This window comes from Saccharothrix stipae (assembly GCF_054781895.1).
Genome location: NZ_BAAGTN010000009.1, coordinates 262280 through 276953 on the forward strand (window position 1 = coordinate 262280; position 14674 = coordinate 276953).

Below are 14674 nucleotides of genomic sequence, written 5' to 3' on the forward strand. Positions count from 1 at the left end.
ACGTCAGCGCCCTTCATCGGTTGTGCCCGCATTCTCGGGCGTCAGTGCGCGTCGCGCCGCCTCGGCCGCGGCGGTGCCCGCCCTGCGGGACACCACCCAGCCGTCGAGGTTGCGCTGGGGTCCGCCGGACACGGCCAGCGCGCCGGGTGGCACGTTGCGCCGCACCACGGTCCCGGCGCCGGTGTACGCGCCGTCGCCGACTGTCACCGGGGCGACGAACATGTTGTCCGAGCCGGTGCGGCAGTGCGAGCCGATCGTGGTCCGGTGCTTGTTCACGCCGTCGTAGTTCACCGTGACGCTGGCCGCGCCGATGTTGGAGTTCTCACCGATGGTGGCGTCGCCGATGTAGCTCAGGTGCGGCACCTTGCTGCCCGCGCCGATCTCCGAGTTCTTCGTCTCGACGAACGTGCCGATCTTGCCGCCCTCACCGAGCCGGGTGCCCGGCCGCAGGTAGGCGAACGGGCCGACGGACGCGCGCGGGCCGACCTCCGCGCCGGAGCCGTGCGTGCGCACCACGGTCGCGCCGGGCCCGATCACGCACGCCGACAGGGTGGTGTCCGGTCCGACGACCGCGCCCTCGCCGACCGCGGTGCCCGCGCGCAGCTGCACGTTCGGCTCGATCAGCACGTCGCGCTCCAGCCGCACGTCGGCGTCCAGCCACGTGGTGGCCGGGTCGACCACGGTCACGCCCGCGCGCATGGCCCGCTCCACGAGCCGGCGGTTGAGCTCCGCGCCGAGCCGGGCCAGCTGCACCCGGTCGTTCACGCCCTCGACCAGCCAGCGGTCGGCCGTCTCCAGCGCGCCGACGCGCCGTCCGTCACCGCGCGCGATGGTCAGCACGTCGGTCAGGTACAGCTCGCCCTGCGCGTTGTCGGTGGACAGCCGGGAGAGCCCGTCGCGCAGCACGGCCGCGTCGAACGCGTACACCCCGGAGTTGATCTCGCTGATCGCCAGCTGCTCGGGCGTGGCGTCCTTCTGCTCCACGATGCCCTGGACCGAGCCGTCCGCGGACCGCACGATGCGCCCGTACCCGGTGGGGTCGGACACCACGGCGGTCAGCACGGTGACGGCGTTGCCGCGCGCGCCGTGCTCGGCGAGCAGCCCGCGCAGCGTGTCGGCGTCCAGCAGCGGCACGTCGCCGTAGGTCACCACGACCGTGCCGCCCAGGTCGGTGGGCAGCTCGGCGAGGCCGCAGCCGACCGCGTGCCCGGTGCCCTTCTGCTGCTCCTGGACCGCCACGGTGACCTTGCGGTCCAGCGCGGTGGACAGGCTGTCGAGGTGTTCGCCGACCGCGGCGCGGCCGTGGCCGACCACGACGGCGAGGTGATCCGGGTCGGTCCCGGCGGCGGCACGCACGGCGTGCTCCACCAGGGAGCGACCCGCGATGCGGTGCAACACCTTCGGGGTGGCTGAGCGCATGCGGGTGCCTTCACCCGCTGCGAGGACGATCGTGCTGATCGGGGTGGGGACACCCTCTAGCATCAGCGCTCTCCCTAGCTGAGTGCGTGCCTGCAGCGGGAGGGGCCTGGCTTCCCGCCAGGTGCCGATACTAAGCCTCCGAGGAGGGCTCGCCTTCCACGGCCGCAACCTGGCAGCCACCTCGGCGCTTCGCCACGTACATCGCCGAGTCGGCTCGGGCCAGCGCCGCGTGCGCCGTCTCCCGCGGTCGCACCGAGATCACGCCGACCGACAGGGTGACGCCCCTGGACAGGGTGGAATCCAGGCCGGCGACGGCATCCACGGCCCGGCCGAGGGCCGCCTCGGCGGCGTGCAGGGGCGCGCCGGGCAGCAGCACCACGAACTCGTCGCCGCCGTAGCGGGCCACCAGGTCGTCACCCCGCAACGCCTGCCGCAGTGTGCTCGCAATCACGCGCAGGACGTCGTCACCCTCGGCGTGCGAGTGCCGGTCGTTGACCACCTTGAACCCGTCGAGGTCCACCAGCGCGATGGCCATCGGGTGGGTCTGCGCGTTGATCAGCGCGGCCAGCCGGTCGTCCAGCGCCCGGCGGTTCGGCAGCCCGGTCAGCGGGTCCTGCAACGCCTGCTGGGCGATCGCGCCGTGCGCGCGCGTCAGCCGTTCGTGGTCGCGCCGGGTGAGCAGGGTGGCGGTGCGGGCCTCCTGCATCATCCACAGCTCCACCTCCAGCGCGTTGGCGTAGGTCTGCAACGCCGAGATCGTGCGCTCGCCGTGCGGGCCGGACAGCTTGGCGTACTCGCGGGTCAGGCACAGCATCAGCGTCGGCTCGGAGGTGTCGTGCGCCAGCCGCTCCCGGGCGTCGTGCAGCACCTGCAACGCCTGCTGCGGCAGCTCCTCCATCTCCAGGCAGCGGGCCAGCGCGATCGACACGATGATCAGCTCGCGGGCGTACATGGCCAGCTCGCGCAGCGTCCACAGCCGCGCGATGTGCTCCGCGCCCGGCTTGGCCAGCGCGTGCGCCGCGCCGATCACCGGCACCTGCTCGGCGGCGGTGCGGTCACGCCTGCCGGGGTGCAGCGACTCGCGGAACGGGCCCTCGACGGCGGTGGCGATGGCCGAGGCGGTGGCGAACCGCTCGCCGGCCTCCTCGTCGTTGCCCACCCGCTCCAGCCGCAGCCCCCAGCCGATCAGCAGCCGCGCCCGGTTGAGCAGGTGCACGTAGATCTGGTGCGGGTTGGCGCTGTCCCGGATCGCGTTGTGCGCCCGCGCCAGCACGTCGTCGGCCATCTCGTAGACGCCCAGCTGCACCAGCACCAGCCCGGTGCTCTGCAACGCCGAGGCCAGCAGCCGGTCCCAGGTGCGCTTGTCCAGCATCGGGTCGGGGGTGAGGTCCTCCTCCAGCATCGCCAGGCCGCCCGCGACCTCGGTCAACGCCTTGTCCTCGAACCCGCCGAGCAGGTACCGGCGGCCGCGCAGGGCGTGCGCCTCGGCCTCCAGCACCAGCAGGCCGTGCCGGCGGCAGTGCGCCAGCATCTCGTCCAGGACCGAGTCGGACAGGTCCACCAGACCGGGGGTGACGATCCGGACCACCGCCGCCGCGCGCAGGAGCTGGCCGACGATCCGCGGCTCGCCGCGGCCCTGCGCCTCGGCCAGGATCTCGTCGACCTCGTGCGCCGCGTCGAGCTGGTCGGACAGGTGGCTGCTCTGGGCCACGGCCACGAGCTCACTCGCGCGGCCGACCAGCCACGCGTCGGACATCTCGTGGAGCGCCGGCGCCACGTTGTCCTGCTCGTCGACCGCTTCCTCGTGCAGCGACTCACACCCCCATGCAGACGCAGGGCGGCCGGGGCCTTCGTGGCCCGGCCTTCCTCGCTCCGCCACCAGGATTCGAACCTGGACCATCGGAACCAAAATCCGAGGTGCTGCCTTTACACCATGGCGGAACGGCCGGGCTTCACCCCGACCGCGCGAACACATGTTGTCACGAGTCCCCCTCGGAGGTCAGCACCACCACTCAACTGGCGGCAAGCCGTCGGTGACGTGATCATGACAGCGCGTGTTGCCGCAGGTCAGCGGAGTCGGTGACGTCGGCCACGTCACGGGTGGGTGAACGGCGTGCGGCCCCTCGTCGACGGCCGGCGGTCCCGGGCGACCCGTTCGGGACCGCGGTTCGGCACGATTTCGGGCAAAACAATCACCCGTTTAACTACTTGGCGTAGCCGATCGGGTACTAGCGGATGTTCGGGGCGCGATGTTCGGGCGCGATGTCCTCGGCCCGGTCACCGTCACCGGATGCCGTCGACCGAGCGGAGGAACTCGGTCAGCGCCTGCTCGTAGGTCTCCGGGTCGACGTTCCACGCCGCCGTGTGCTCCGCCGCGGGCACCTCGACGTACCGGAGGGGCCAGCCGAGCCGGTCCGCCGCCGCGGCCAGGTCGCGCGAGGCCTGCACCGGCACGGTGCCGTCCGCGTCGCCGTGGAACAGCAGCGTCGGCGGCTTGCGCGGTGGCGGGTTGGCCCGCAGGTCGAAGCGGTCGAAGTCCAGGTCGACCCGCCAGTCCGAGACCAGCTCCGCGATCGGCACCAGCTGCTCGGGCACGTTCCGGTTGCGCGACTGCAGCTCCAGCGTCCTCGTCCAGCTCACCACGGGCGCGTCGAGCACGACGGCGGCCACGTCGTCCGCCTCCGCCGAACGGCCGAGGAACTGGCCGACGATCGCGCCGCCCATCGACCACCCGTACAGCACCACCTCGCGCGCGCCGTGCTCCCGGGCGTACCGGACGGCCGCCTCCACGTCCCGCCATTCGGTGTCGCCGAGGTGGTACAGGCCGTCGGGGGAGGCGGGCGCGCCCTCGTCGTTGCGGTAGGTCACGGCGAGAACGGGTAGTCCCAGTGCGTGCAGCGCAGGCATGACCCGCAACGCCTCGGCCCTCGTGCCGCCCCGACCGTGGACCGCGACCACCCAGGTGGACGACGTCGCGGGGACCAGCCACGCCGGGGCGTCACCCAACTCGGTGGGAATTCGCACGTCCGTGTACTCCAGGTCGTGCGCGGTGGCGGGGTCGGTGCTCCACACCGCCGTCTCCATCCGCACCCGCGTGCCGTCCGCGGGCGCCATGCCCTGCAGCTCGCGCACCACCGTGCCCTCGGACCGCTGGGTCACCGGACCCACCTTCGCGCCGCCACCCGGCCAGACGAGACCCCACGTGCCCGGCAGCACTGTGACCCTCGACTCCGCCAACGAGACGGTCCCCGAAGCGGACGAGGTGACCGTGTCGCGGTAGCCGGGACGGGCGTTCACGGGGTCGAGCAGTTCGCCGCTGTAGTACCAGCCGAACCCCAGCAGACCCCCGCTGAGCAGCAGGAACACCACCGCGAACGTGACCAGCGCGAGCCGCAGCCGGCGGCGCCTGCGGACGTTCGGTGAACCCATCACCGAATGATGCACCGGCGTTGATCGACACGCCCGACTTCCTGAGAACACGCCGTGACTTTCGCCCGGGCTATGGCGGGACAAGGTTCACCTAACTTACGCTTCCGTAAGTTACGGCTCCGTAGGTAACCCCGAACACACAACGAGGTACATGTATGACCAGCACCCTTGAGAGCAGGTCCACGCCGCAGGGTCCGGAGGATCGCGGACCCAAGCCGATGATCGAGGGGCGGCGCGGGCACGTCGAGCAGTTCAGCGTGTACGTGTTCGTCATCGTGCCGTTCCTGGCTCTGCTCGCGGCCGTTCCGCTCGCCTGGGGTTGGGGGCTGGGCTGGGTCGACGTCGCGCTGTTCGTCGCGTTCTACTACCTGTCCGGCCTCGGCGTGACGATCGGGTACCACCGGTACTTCACGCACGGCTCGTTCAAGGCCAACCGCGCGCTCAAGATCGGCCTCGCGATCGCGGGCAGCATGGCGTTGCAGGGCCCGGTCATCGTCTGGGTCGCCGACCACCGGCGCCACCACGCGTTCTCCGACCGCGAGGGCGACCCGCACTCGCCGTGGCTGTTCGGCACCGGTCCGGCCGCGCTGGCCAAGGGCTTCTGGCACGCGCACATGGGCTGGCTGTTCGACCGCGACCAGACCAACGCGCAGCGCTTCGCCCCCGACCTGCTGGCCGACAAGGACCTCGTCCGCGTCGACAAGCTGTTCCCGCTGTGGACCTCGATCAGCCTGCTCGCGCCCGCCGCGATCGGCGGCCTGGTCACCATGTCGTGGGCCGGCGCGCTCTCGGCGTTCTTCTGGGCGGGCCTCGTCCGGGTGGCGTTCCTGCACCACGTGACGTGGTCGGTCAACTCGATCTGCCACATGGTCGGCGACCGGCCGTTCGCGGCCCGTGACCGTTCCGCGAACGTCTGGGCGCTGGCGATCCTGAGCTTCGGCGAGTCGTGGCACAACCTGCACCACGCCGACCCCACGTGCGCCCGGCACGGCGTCAAGCGCGGTCAGATCGACACGTCCGCCCGGTTGATCTGGGTGTTCGAGAAGTTCGGCTGGGCGACCAACGTGCGGTGGCCGAACGAGCAGCGACTGGCGCGCATCAGCGCCAAGAAGTAGTTCCAGGGGGTCGACCCACCTGCCCCTCGCGGTTCCCGCGGGGGGCAGGTGTTTAGGGTGGTTGAGGTGGCGGGGAGACGGCGCGGCGACGAAACACCGGTGCCGCGCGTGCGGATGACGGGCAAGGAGCGGCGCGAGCAACTGCTCGACGTGGCCCGGGCGTTGTTCGCCGAGAAGGGCTTCGAGGTCACCTCCATCGAGGAGATCGCGCACCGCGCGGGCGTGTCCAAGCCCGTGGTGTACGAGCACTTCGGTGGCAAGGAAGGCATCTACGCGGTCGTGGTGGACCGGGAGATGCAGTACCTGATGGACCACATCGTCAACGCGTTGTCCGGCGGGCACCCGCGTGAGCTGCTGGAACAGGCGGCGTGCGCGTTGCTGGACTACATCGAGGGCTCCACGGACGGCTTCCGGATCCTCGTGCGCGACTCGCCCGTGGCGTCGTCCACCGGCACGTTCTCGTCGTTGCTCAACGACATCGCGTCCCAGGTGGAGTCGATCCTGGGCCTGCACTTCTCGCGGCAGGGCTACGACCGCAAGCTCGCCGCCCTCTACTCCCAGGCCCTGGTGGGCATGGTCGCCCTGACCGGCCAGTGGTGGCTCGAAGTCCGCAAGCCGAAGAAGGACGAAGTGGCCGCCCACCTGGTCAACCTGGCCTGGAAGGGCCTGTCCCACATGGACCACAAACCCCGCCTCCGCACCCGCTAACCCCCACCCCCCGCCACCACCCGCGAGAGTCCTACGTTCGCGTCGCGAGAGTCCTACGTTCAGGACCCCCGAATTCAACGCTCAGGTACCCCGCCGCTCGTCGTGAGCGTTGAATTCGGGGTACGCGAACGTAGGACTCTCGCGGCCTGAACGTAGGACTCTCGGGGTTTGGAGGTTCGACTCGCGCGGGGGTCAGGGGTGGTTGGTGATGCGGAGGATCTTGTCGTCGGTGCCGTTCGACGTGGTCACGTGGAGGGAGCCGTCGGGGGCCAGTTCGGCGCCGCGCAGGCGGCCGTGGGTGCCGTCCAGTTCCGGCGGGATGGCGACGGAGTGGACGCCGCCCTCCTGGGTGACGGTGAAGAGCAGGACCTTGGCACCCTTCAACGCGGTCACGGCCAGCACGCCGTTCAACGCACCCCACTGCTCGCCCACCAGGAACGCGGCGTCGCAGATCGCCTCCGTCGGATCCCCCGACGACCACACCGCGGGCACGGCGTCCGGGAACCGCTCCAGGTCCGTCATCGGCACGTCCTCGTCGTAACCACCGACCGTGCCGCCCCGCGACGGGTCCCAGCCGTAGTTCCCGCCCGCCTTGAGCGCGTTCACCTCGTCGTCCACGTCGGGCCCGTGCTCGGCGGTGAACACCAACCCGTCCTGCCGCACGGCGACACCCTGCACGTTGCGGTGCCCGTAGGTGTAGATCCGGTCCCCGAACGGGTTGCCCGGCACGCCCTCACCGGTGGCCAGGTCGACCCGCAGCACCTTGCCGCCGAGGCTGGCCCGGTCCTGCGCCACGCTGCCCCGCGCGGTGTCCCCGGTGCCGATGAGCAGCTTGCCCTCGCGGTCCAGCGCCATCCGGCACCCCGAGTGACGCCCGCTCGACGCCGTCGGCAGGCCCGCCAGCAGCGGGTCCTTCACCCTGGTCGCCTTGGTGCCGTCCAGCTCCCACGTCACCAGCCGCACGTCGGAGGACGTGTTGAAGCACGTGGTGAACCGACGGCTGGTGGCGAAGTCCGGGTGCACGACCAGGCTCATCAGCCCGCCCTCGCCGCGTGCCGCCACGTCACCGAGATCGGCCTCGACGTCGGTCGCCCGACCGTCCGCGACCAGCGCGATCCGCCCCGGCCGCTGCGGCACGAGCATCCGCCCGTCGGGCAGGAACCCCACGTCCCACGGGTGGCTCAGCCCGGAGACCACGACCTCGACCTTCAACCCCACGGGCGTGGTCGTGCCGGGCGCGCTGCCCCCGGCGCCCTCGGTCGAGCACGCCGAAGCGGCGACCACCACCGCCACCGCGGCGAACCCGACAACGCGACGCATGTCACCCAGCATGACGACCCCCATGTGTGCTCCCCGTTTCAGGCGATCGGGTGTCACCCTTCCCTAACCAGGTCCGACGTCACGTCCCCAGCCAGGTCCGGCATGGGGTACGGCCGTTCCACCGGCAGCAGGGCCCGCGCGGCATCGAGGTCACCGGCACGCACCAGCTCGTGGACGCGGTGCGCCAGCGGCGTCACGTCCGTCAACCCCACGACCCACTCGTCCACGTACCGCCGCGACGCCTCACCGGCCAACCCCAGCTGCAACGACCGGTACGGCAGCTCACCCAGCCGCAGGTCCCGCTCCGGGTCCCACTGCACCCGCACGTCCGGCTTCACCCCGCCCCCGACACTGCTCGGCACCGCCGCCCGCACCGCCCAGTCGAACCCCGAACGGGTGATCCGCACGGCCAGCACGCGCTCCTGGTCCGGCTTCGTCGCCCACCCCGAGCGGTACATCATCCACAAGAACGACGGCTTGACCCACGTCATCCGCCCCCGCCTGAACGGCGGCACGAAACGCCCCGCCGCCAGCGCCGGCTCCGCGATGGCCGGCGAGTACGCCTGGTACACGGTGACGTGCCGATCGTCGTAGTCGGCCCTGATCCGCTTCTGCTCCACGTACCCAGCGTCACCCGTCGGTCAACCGAAATCACGGGGCACCGCGCGCGGCAGGCCCGTAGGCTGGCAACCGAGAACCCCTCCGGTGGACGTTCGGTCCCGGGCAGGGGTCTGTCCGTGTTTGAGTCCCGGGGAGCCACCGCAATGCCCCAGCCCGGCCCGCTGTCCGGCCTGCTGACCGCTGTCCTGCCCGACAAGGCGCTGCGCGCCCTGGCCGACTCGGTCGGCGTGCCCGACCTCGAACTGGAAGGCCCACCCGCGGCCCGGCCACTGGTCGCGGCGGCCCTGGCCAACAGCACACCCGTGCTCGCGGTCACCGCGACCGGCCGCGAGGCCGACGACCTCAAGGCCGTGCTGTGCGACCTCATCGGCCCCGAGCAGGTGGCGCTGTTCCCGTCCTGGGAGACGCTGCCCCACGAGCGGCTGTCACCGAGGGCCGACACGGTCGGCGCACGCCTGGAGGTGCTGCGCCGCCTCGCCCACCCCGACGGCCACCCGCTCAAGGTCGTCATCACCACGGTCCGCAGCCTCATCCAGCCGATGGCGCCCGGCCTGGGCGACCTCAAGCCGGTCCGCCTGGCCGTCGGCTCGGAGCACGACTTCGAGGACCTCCTGGTCAACCTCACCGAGATCGCCTACACCCGCGTCGACATGGTCGAGAAGCGCGGCGAGTTCGCCGTCCGCGGTGGCATCCTCGACATCTTCCCACCCACCGCCGAGCACCCGCTGCGAGTCGAGTTCTGGGGCGACGAGGTCAGCGAGATCCGCCCCTTCGCCGTGGCCGACCAGCGGTCGCTGCCGCAGGAGGTCGACGGGTTCATCGCACCGCCGTGCCGCGAACTGCTGCTGACCGCGCAGGTCAGGGCCAAGGCCGCGGCCCTGGCCGAGGAGCACACCTCCGACGCCCACCTGCACGAACTGCTGAGCAAGATCGCCGAGGGCATCCCGTCCGAAGGCATGGAAGCCCTCATCCCGGCCCTGTGCGAAGGCGAGCTCCAACTCCTCACCGACGTCGTCCCCGAAGGCACGCACGTCGTCCTCAACGACCCCGAGAAGATCCGCGCCCGCGCCCAGGACCTCGTGCGCACCGGCCAGGAGTTCCTGGAAGCGTCCTGGATGGCCGCGGCCGGCGGCGGCCAGAGCCCCATCGACCTGGACTCCAGCGCCTACCACAGCCTCGCCGACGTGGCCGGGTCCGCCCGCGCGCAAGGCCGCCCGTGGTGGACGCTCAGCCAGCTCACCACCGAGGGCGAGGACGTCGTCCGGCTGGAGCTCAAGCACGTCGAGGCCTACCAGGGCGACATCGACCGGGCGTTCGCCGACCTGCGCGCCCACACCGTCTCCGGCGGCACCGCGGTGCTCGTCGTCCCCGGCGCGGGCACGGCCCAACGCGCCACCGAACAGCTGCGCGAAGCCGACGTCAACGTCGTCCTCCGCGACACCCTCGACACCGCCCCCCGACGCGGCGCGGTCACCGTCGTGCGCGGCGCGCTGGAAGACGGCTTCTCCCTGCCCGAACTGGCCCTGGTCGTGCTCACCGAGACCGACCTCACCGGCGGCCGGCACGGCACGTCCACCAAGGACATGCGCCGCATGCCCAGCCGCCGCCGCAACGCGGTGGACCCGCTGGCACTGCGACCCGGCGACTACGTCGTGCACGAGCAGCACGGCATCGGCAAGTACGTCGAGATGGTGCAGCGCACCACCAAGGACACCACCGGGAACACCGCCACCCGCGAGTACCTCGTCCTCGAGTACGGCTCCAGCAAGCGCGGCCAACCCGGCGACCGGCTGTTCGTCCCCACCGACCAGCTCGACGAGGTCTCCCGCTACGTCGGCGGCGAGCTGCCCACGCTGAACAAGCTCGGCGGCAGCGACTGGAAGAACACCAAGGCCAAGGCCAAGAAGGCGGTCAAGCAGATCGCCGCCGAACTGGTGCAGCTCTACGCCGCCCGCCAGGCCGCGCCCGGCCACGCGTTCGCCCAGGACACACCGTGGCAGCGCGAGCTGGAGGACGCCTTCCCGTTCACCGAGACCCTCGACCAGATGGCCGCGATCGACGAGGTCAAGGCCGACATGCAGCGCACCGTCCCGATGGACCGGGTGATCTGCGGCGACGTCGGCTACGGCAAGACCGAGATCGCGGTCCGCGCCGCGTTCAAGGCCGTGCAGGACGGCAAGCAGGTCGTCGTGCTCGTGCCCACCACGCTGCTCGCCCAGCAGCACCTGAACACGTTCGCCGAACGCATGCGCGCGTTCCCGGTGAACATCAAAGGCCTGTCCCGGTTCACCGACGCGCAGGAAGCCGAGCAGACCATCACCGGCCTCGCCGAGGGCGACGTCGACATCGTCATCGGCACGCACCGCCTGCTCCAGAAGAGCCTGCGCTACAAAGACCTCGGCCTGGTGATCGTGGACGAGGAACAGCGGTTCGGCGTCGAGCACAAAGAGCACATCAAAGCCCTGCGCACGCACGTCGACGTGCTCACCATGTCCGCCACCCCGATCCCGCGCACCCTGGAGATGTCGCTGGCCGGCATCCGCGAGATGTCCACCATCCTCACCCCGCCCGAGGAACGGCACCCGATCCTGACCTACGTCGGCGCCTACGACGACAAGCAGGTCGGCGCCGCCATCCGACGCGAGCTGCTCCGCGACGGCCAGGTCTTCTACGTGCACAACCGCGTGTCCTCGATCGAACGCGCCGCCCGGCACATCCGCGAACTGGTCCCCGAGGCCCGCGTGATCACCGCGCACGGCCAGATGAACGAGGACAAGCTCGAGAAGATCATCCAAGGCTTCTGGGAGAACGAGTACGACGTGCTCGTCTGCACCACGATCGTCGAGACCGGCCTGGACATCTCCAACGCCAACACCCTCATCGTCGAGCGCGGCGACCTCCTCGGCCTCGCCCAGCTGCACCAGCTGCGCGGCCGCGTCGGCCGAGGCCGCGAACGCGGCTACGCCTACTTCCTCTACCCGCCCGAGGCGCCCCTCACCGAGACCGCGCACGACCGGCTCGCCACGATCGCGCAGAACACCGAGCTCGGCGCCGGCATGGCCGTGGCGATGAGGGACCTGGAGATCCGCGGCGCCGGCAACATCCTCGGCGCCGAGCAGTCCGGCCACATCGCGGGCGTCGGCTTCGACCTGTACGTCCGGCTCGTCGGCGAGGCCGTGGAGGCCTTCCGCAAGCACGCGGGCGCCGACGGCGAGGTCGAGGAGGACCTGGCCGAGGTCCGCGTCGACCTGCCCGTGGACGCCCACATCCCGCACGACTACGTGCCCGGCGAACGGCTCCGGCTGGAGGCCTACCGCAAGATCGCCGCGGCCGTCGACGGCGACTCCCTGCAGGCCGTGTGGGACGAGCTCAAGGACCGCTACGGCACCCCGCCGCTACCCGTCGAACGCCTCCTCGCGGTCGCCAGGTTCCGGCAGACGTGCCGCGCGCACGGCGTCACCGAGGTCGCCACCCAGGGCGGCACGATCCGCTTCGCACCACTGGAGCTCAAGGACAGCCAGCTCGTCCGGCTGCGCCGGCTCTACCCCAAGGCGGTCCACAAGCCGGCCGCCAACACGGTCAGCGTGCCCCGACCGACCGAAGGCGCCGCCGGTGGCCGGATGGGCGCGCCGCAGCTGCGCGACCAGGAACTGCTCGATTGGTGCGCGCACTTCCTGGAGTCGTTGGCGGGGACTCCCGTGAGCGGCGTCACGAGGACGTGAGAAGGTACCGGTCGTGAGGACTGTGCAGAGGCGCTTCACCCTGACCGGCGCGGCCGTCGCCCTGGCATCGGCGGCACTGCTCGTGGCCGGCTGCGGCACCGGCCCCAGCCACGTCGGCTCGGCCGCGATCGTCGGCGACACCGTGCTGCCGCTGGCGCAGGTGCAGCAGCGGCTGGACGTCGTGCTCAAGAAGGAGCCCGAGGCCCAGAAGCTCCACGACCAGCGCAAACTCGACCAGGTCGCCCGGCAGCTGGTCACCCTCGGCGTGCAGCACGAGCTGATCGAGCAGGCCGCGCGGCGCGAGGGCGTGACGGTGTCCGAAGAGGCCGTGACCGAGTCCGTCGAACAGGCAGGCGGCGCCGAAGTCGCCTCGCAGAACACCGTGTACGACGCGGCGACGTTCCGCGAGCGCGCCAAGGACCAGCTGCTCCTCGTCGAGCTGGCCCGCAAGTACGTCGACCGGATGGAAGTCACGTTCGACTACTTCTTCACCAAGGACAACGCCGAGGCGGTCGAGAAGGCCAAGCAGGTCGCCGCCGACCCGGCGAAGATGGCCGAGTTCATCGCCGACGCGCCCCAGGGCGTCGAGGGGCAGGCGCTGTCCAAGGAAGGGCAGCGGGTGCGGTCCGCCGAATCGCCGCAGGCCGCCCAGTCGCCCCTGTTCGGCGTCCCGGCGGGCACCGTGGTGGCGTTCGCGCCGGACCCGAGCAGCGCGCAGTGGATCGTCGCCTACGTGACCGACCGCAAGACCGACGTGCGCGCCTCCGGCGAGTCGTCCACCGAGCAGTTGACGCCGCAGCTGCTGGAGCAGATCGGGCTGCGGCTCGTGCAGACGCTCGCGGGTGACCCGGAGATCCAGGTCAACCCCCGTTACGGCCTGTGGGACGGCACGGCCATCTCGCTCGCGCCCAGCGAGGGCGAGCTGAGCGGCTACCAGGCGACGGTCCGGGACCGGCAGAAGTCCCCGTGACCGTTGTCGTCGTAGGCACCACCCCGGTCCTGCCCGCCGCCGCGCTACCCGCACTGCGGGGCGCGGCGGCGGTGTACGCGGGGGAGGGCGTGGACGCGGCGGTGTGGTCGGCCGAGCCGGTGTCGGCGTTGGTCGTCGGTCCGTCGGCCGTGCTGCTCACCACGAACCCGGACGAGCCGGCCGCGATGGCGTTGATCGCGGCGGGGTCCACCGTGATCCGCACGCCAGCCGTGCCGTTGTCGGAGGCCGCGGCCGTGATGGACCGGCTGCGCTCGCCCGGCGGCTGTCCGTGGGATGCCGAGCAGGACCACAAGTCGCTGCGCCAGTACCTGGTCGAGGAGACCTACGAGCTGCTGGAGGCCATCGAGGACGGCGACCGGGCGGCGTTGCGGGAGGAACTGGGCGACGTGCTGCTCCAGGTGCTGTTCCACGCGCGGATCGCGGCGGAGGACGCCGAGGAGCCGTTCGGGATCGACGAGGTCGCCGGTGACCTGGTGGCCAAACTGGTCGGCCGGCACCCGCACGTGTTCGAGGGGCACGACCCGGCGGTGCACGACGCGACGTCGCAGCAGCACCGGTGGGAAGAGCTCAAGCAGGTCGAGAAGCAGCGCGAGTCGAGTGTGGACGGGGTGGCGACCGGGCAGCCGGCGGTGGCGTTGGCCGGGAAGTTGGCGCAACGGGTGGCGCGGGCCGGTTTCCCGGTGAATTTGTTGCCGGAGGGGGACGACACCGGTAGCACGTTGTTCGCGGTGGCGGCGTTGGCGAAGCTGGCCGGTGAGGATCCGGAGACGGAACTGCGTGCCGTGGCCCGGCGGTTCGAGGCGAATGTGCGCGCTGCCGAGCGCTCGGCTCGTGCGGCCGGCGTCAGTACCCTGACCGCCGCCGACTGGCGTGCCCACTGGCCCGGTTGAGCCGGGCCGTCGAGTCGGTCGAGTCGAATCGTCCGGCCGGTCGGGGTCGCTGGGCGTCCGTCGCCGGCCCGGTCCGGGGGTGGTTCGGTGTGGTTCGGCCATTGCGGGTCGTCACTCGACGGGGCGAAGCGTGCAACCCAGGACAACCTGAATCGCATGTCTCACGTTAGCCGGATAAAACGGCCGGCCCGGCGGCGACATGACCTGGCGGTGGCGATGACGGTGACGGTGACGGTGACGGTGGGCTGGTGATGGTCGCGGGATGGCGCGCCTGCGAGATGGCGATCGCCGCGGAACGGTGATGGCCGCGGGATGGCGCGCCCGCGGGTGGTGATGGCTGCGGGATGGTGATGGTCGTGGGTGCGGCCGGTTGAGGATTGGCGAAGGTCGAGGATTGCCGAAGGCATCGAGGCCGGCGGTGGCTCGTCGTCGGGGGTTTCCGGAGGGTGGGTGCAGGTT

At 71.4% G+C, this 14674-nt stretch carries 10 protein-coding genes and 1 tRNA gene; 5 read left to right on the top strand and 6 right to left on the bottom strand.

The genetic code is table 11. The features are described 5' to 3' along the window. Window positions 1–3 precede the first annotated feature (3 nt). From glmU to ACYVLT_RS24340, 4 genes are all read right to left on the bottom strand, one after another. Entirely contained in the window at window positions 4–1482 is a 1479-nt protein-coding gene (gene glmU, locus ACYVLT_RS24325; protein WP_461122513.1) for a bifunctional UDP-N-acetylglucosamine diphosphorylase/glucosamine-1-phosphate N-acetyltransferase GlmU, read from the bottom strand. A 67-nt stretch (window positions 1483–1549) separates the two neighbouring features. Further along, window positions 1550–3196: a GGDEF domain-containing protein gene (locus ACYVLT_RS24330; protein WP_461122514.1), complete on the bottom strand. Its 1647-nt coding sequence runs from the start codon at window positions 3194–3196 to the stop codon at window positions 1550–1552. A 93-nt stretch (window positions 3197–3289) separates the two neighbouring features. After that, window positions 3290–3360 (bottom strand) — tRNA-Gln (locus ACYVLT_RS24335). A 342-nt stretch (window positions 3361–3702) separates the two neighbouring features. Beyond that, window positions 3703–4848 (bottom strand): alpha/beta hydrolase family protein, encoded by a 1146-nt coding sequence (locus ACYVLT_RS24340; RefSeq protein ID WP_461122515.1) that lies wholly within the window; start codon window positions 4846–4848, stop codon window positions 3703–3705. Between the two features lie 155 nt (window positions 4849–5003). Between ACYVLT_RS24340 and ACYVLT_RS24345 the strand changes: the two genes are divergently transcribed. Together ACYVLT_RS24345 and ACYVLT_RS24350 are read left to right on the top strand one after the other, a co-directional pair. Next, window positions 5004–5963, top strand: coding sequence for an acyl-CoA desaturase (locus ACYVLT_RS24345; RefSeq protein ID WP_461122516.1), 960 nt, complete (start codon window positions 5004–5006; stop codon window positions 5961–5963). Between the two features lie 114 nt (window positions 5964–6077). Beyond that, window positions 6078–6671 carry a TetR/AcrR family transcriptional regulator gene (locus tag ACYVLT_RS24350; protein ID WP_053719425.1) on the top strand — a complete coding sequence of 198 codons (594 nt, stop codon included), beginning with the start codon at window positions 6078–6080 and terminating at the stop codon, window positions 6669–6671. 192 nt (window positions 6672–6863) lie between these two features. Here the strand turns inward: ACYVLT_RS24350 and ACYVLT_RS24355 are convergent, their stop codons facing one another. Next, entirely contained in the window at window positions 6864–7991 is a 1128-nt protein-coding gene (locus ACYVLT_RS24355; protein WP_461122517.1) for a PQQ-dependent sugar dehydrogenase, read from the bottom strand. A 53-nt stretch (window positions 7992–8044) separates the two neighbouring features. Continuing rightward, window positions 8045–8611 carry a DUF4291 domain-containing protein gene (locus ACYVLT_RS24360; RefSeq protein WP_461122518.1) on the bottom strand — a complete coding sequence of 189 codons (567 nt, stop codon included), beginning with the start codon at window positions 8609–8611 and terminating at the stop codon, window positions 8045–8047. A 144-nt stretch (window positions 8612–8755) separates the two neighbouring features. Between ACYVLT_RS24360 and mfd the strand changes: the two genes are divergently transcribed. The 3 genes from mfd to ACYVLT_RS24375 are packed head-to-tail and all read left to right on the top strand — an operon-like array spanning window position 8756 to window position 14215. Further along, window positions 8756–12334: a transcription-repair coupling factor gene (gene mfd / locus ACYVLT_RS24365; protein WP_461122519.1), complete on the top strand. Its 3579-nt coding sequence runs from the start codon at window positions 8756–8758 to the stop codon at window positions 12332–12334. Window positions 12335–12347: 13 nt separating this feature from the next. Further along, the gene (locus tag ACYVLT_RS24370; RefSeq protein WP_461122520.1) at window positions 12348–13304 is read left to right on the top strand and encodes a SurA N-terminal domain-containing protein; all 957 of its coding nucleotides are present in this window, start codon (window positions 12348–12350) and stop codon (window positions 13302–13304) included. Next, the gene (locus ACYVLT_RS24375) at window positions 13301–14215 is read left to right on the top strand and encodes a nucleoside triphosphate pyrophosphohydrolase (protein ID WP_461122521.1); all 915 of its coding nucleotides are present in this window, start codon (window positions 13301–13303) and stop codon (window positions 14213–14215) included. The genes ACYVLT_RS24370 and ACYVLT_RS24375 overlap by 4 nt, the downstream gene beginning before the upstream one ends. Window positions 14216–14674 lie beyond the last annotated feature (459 nt).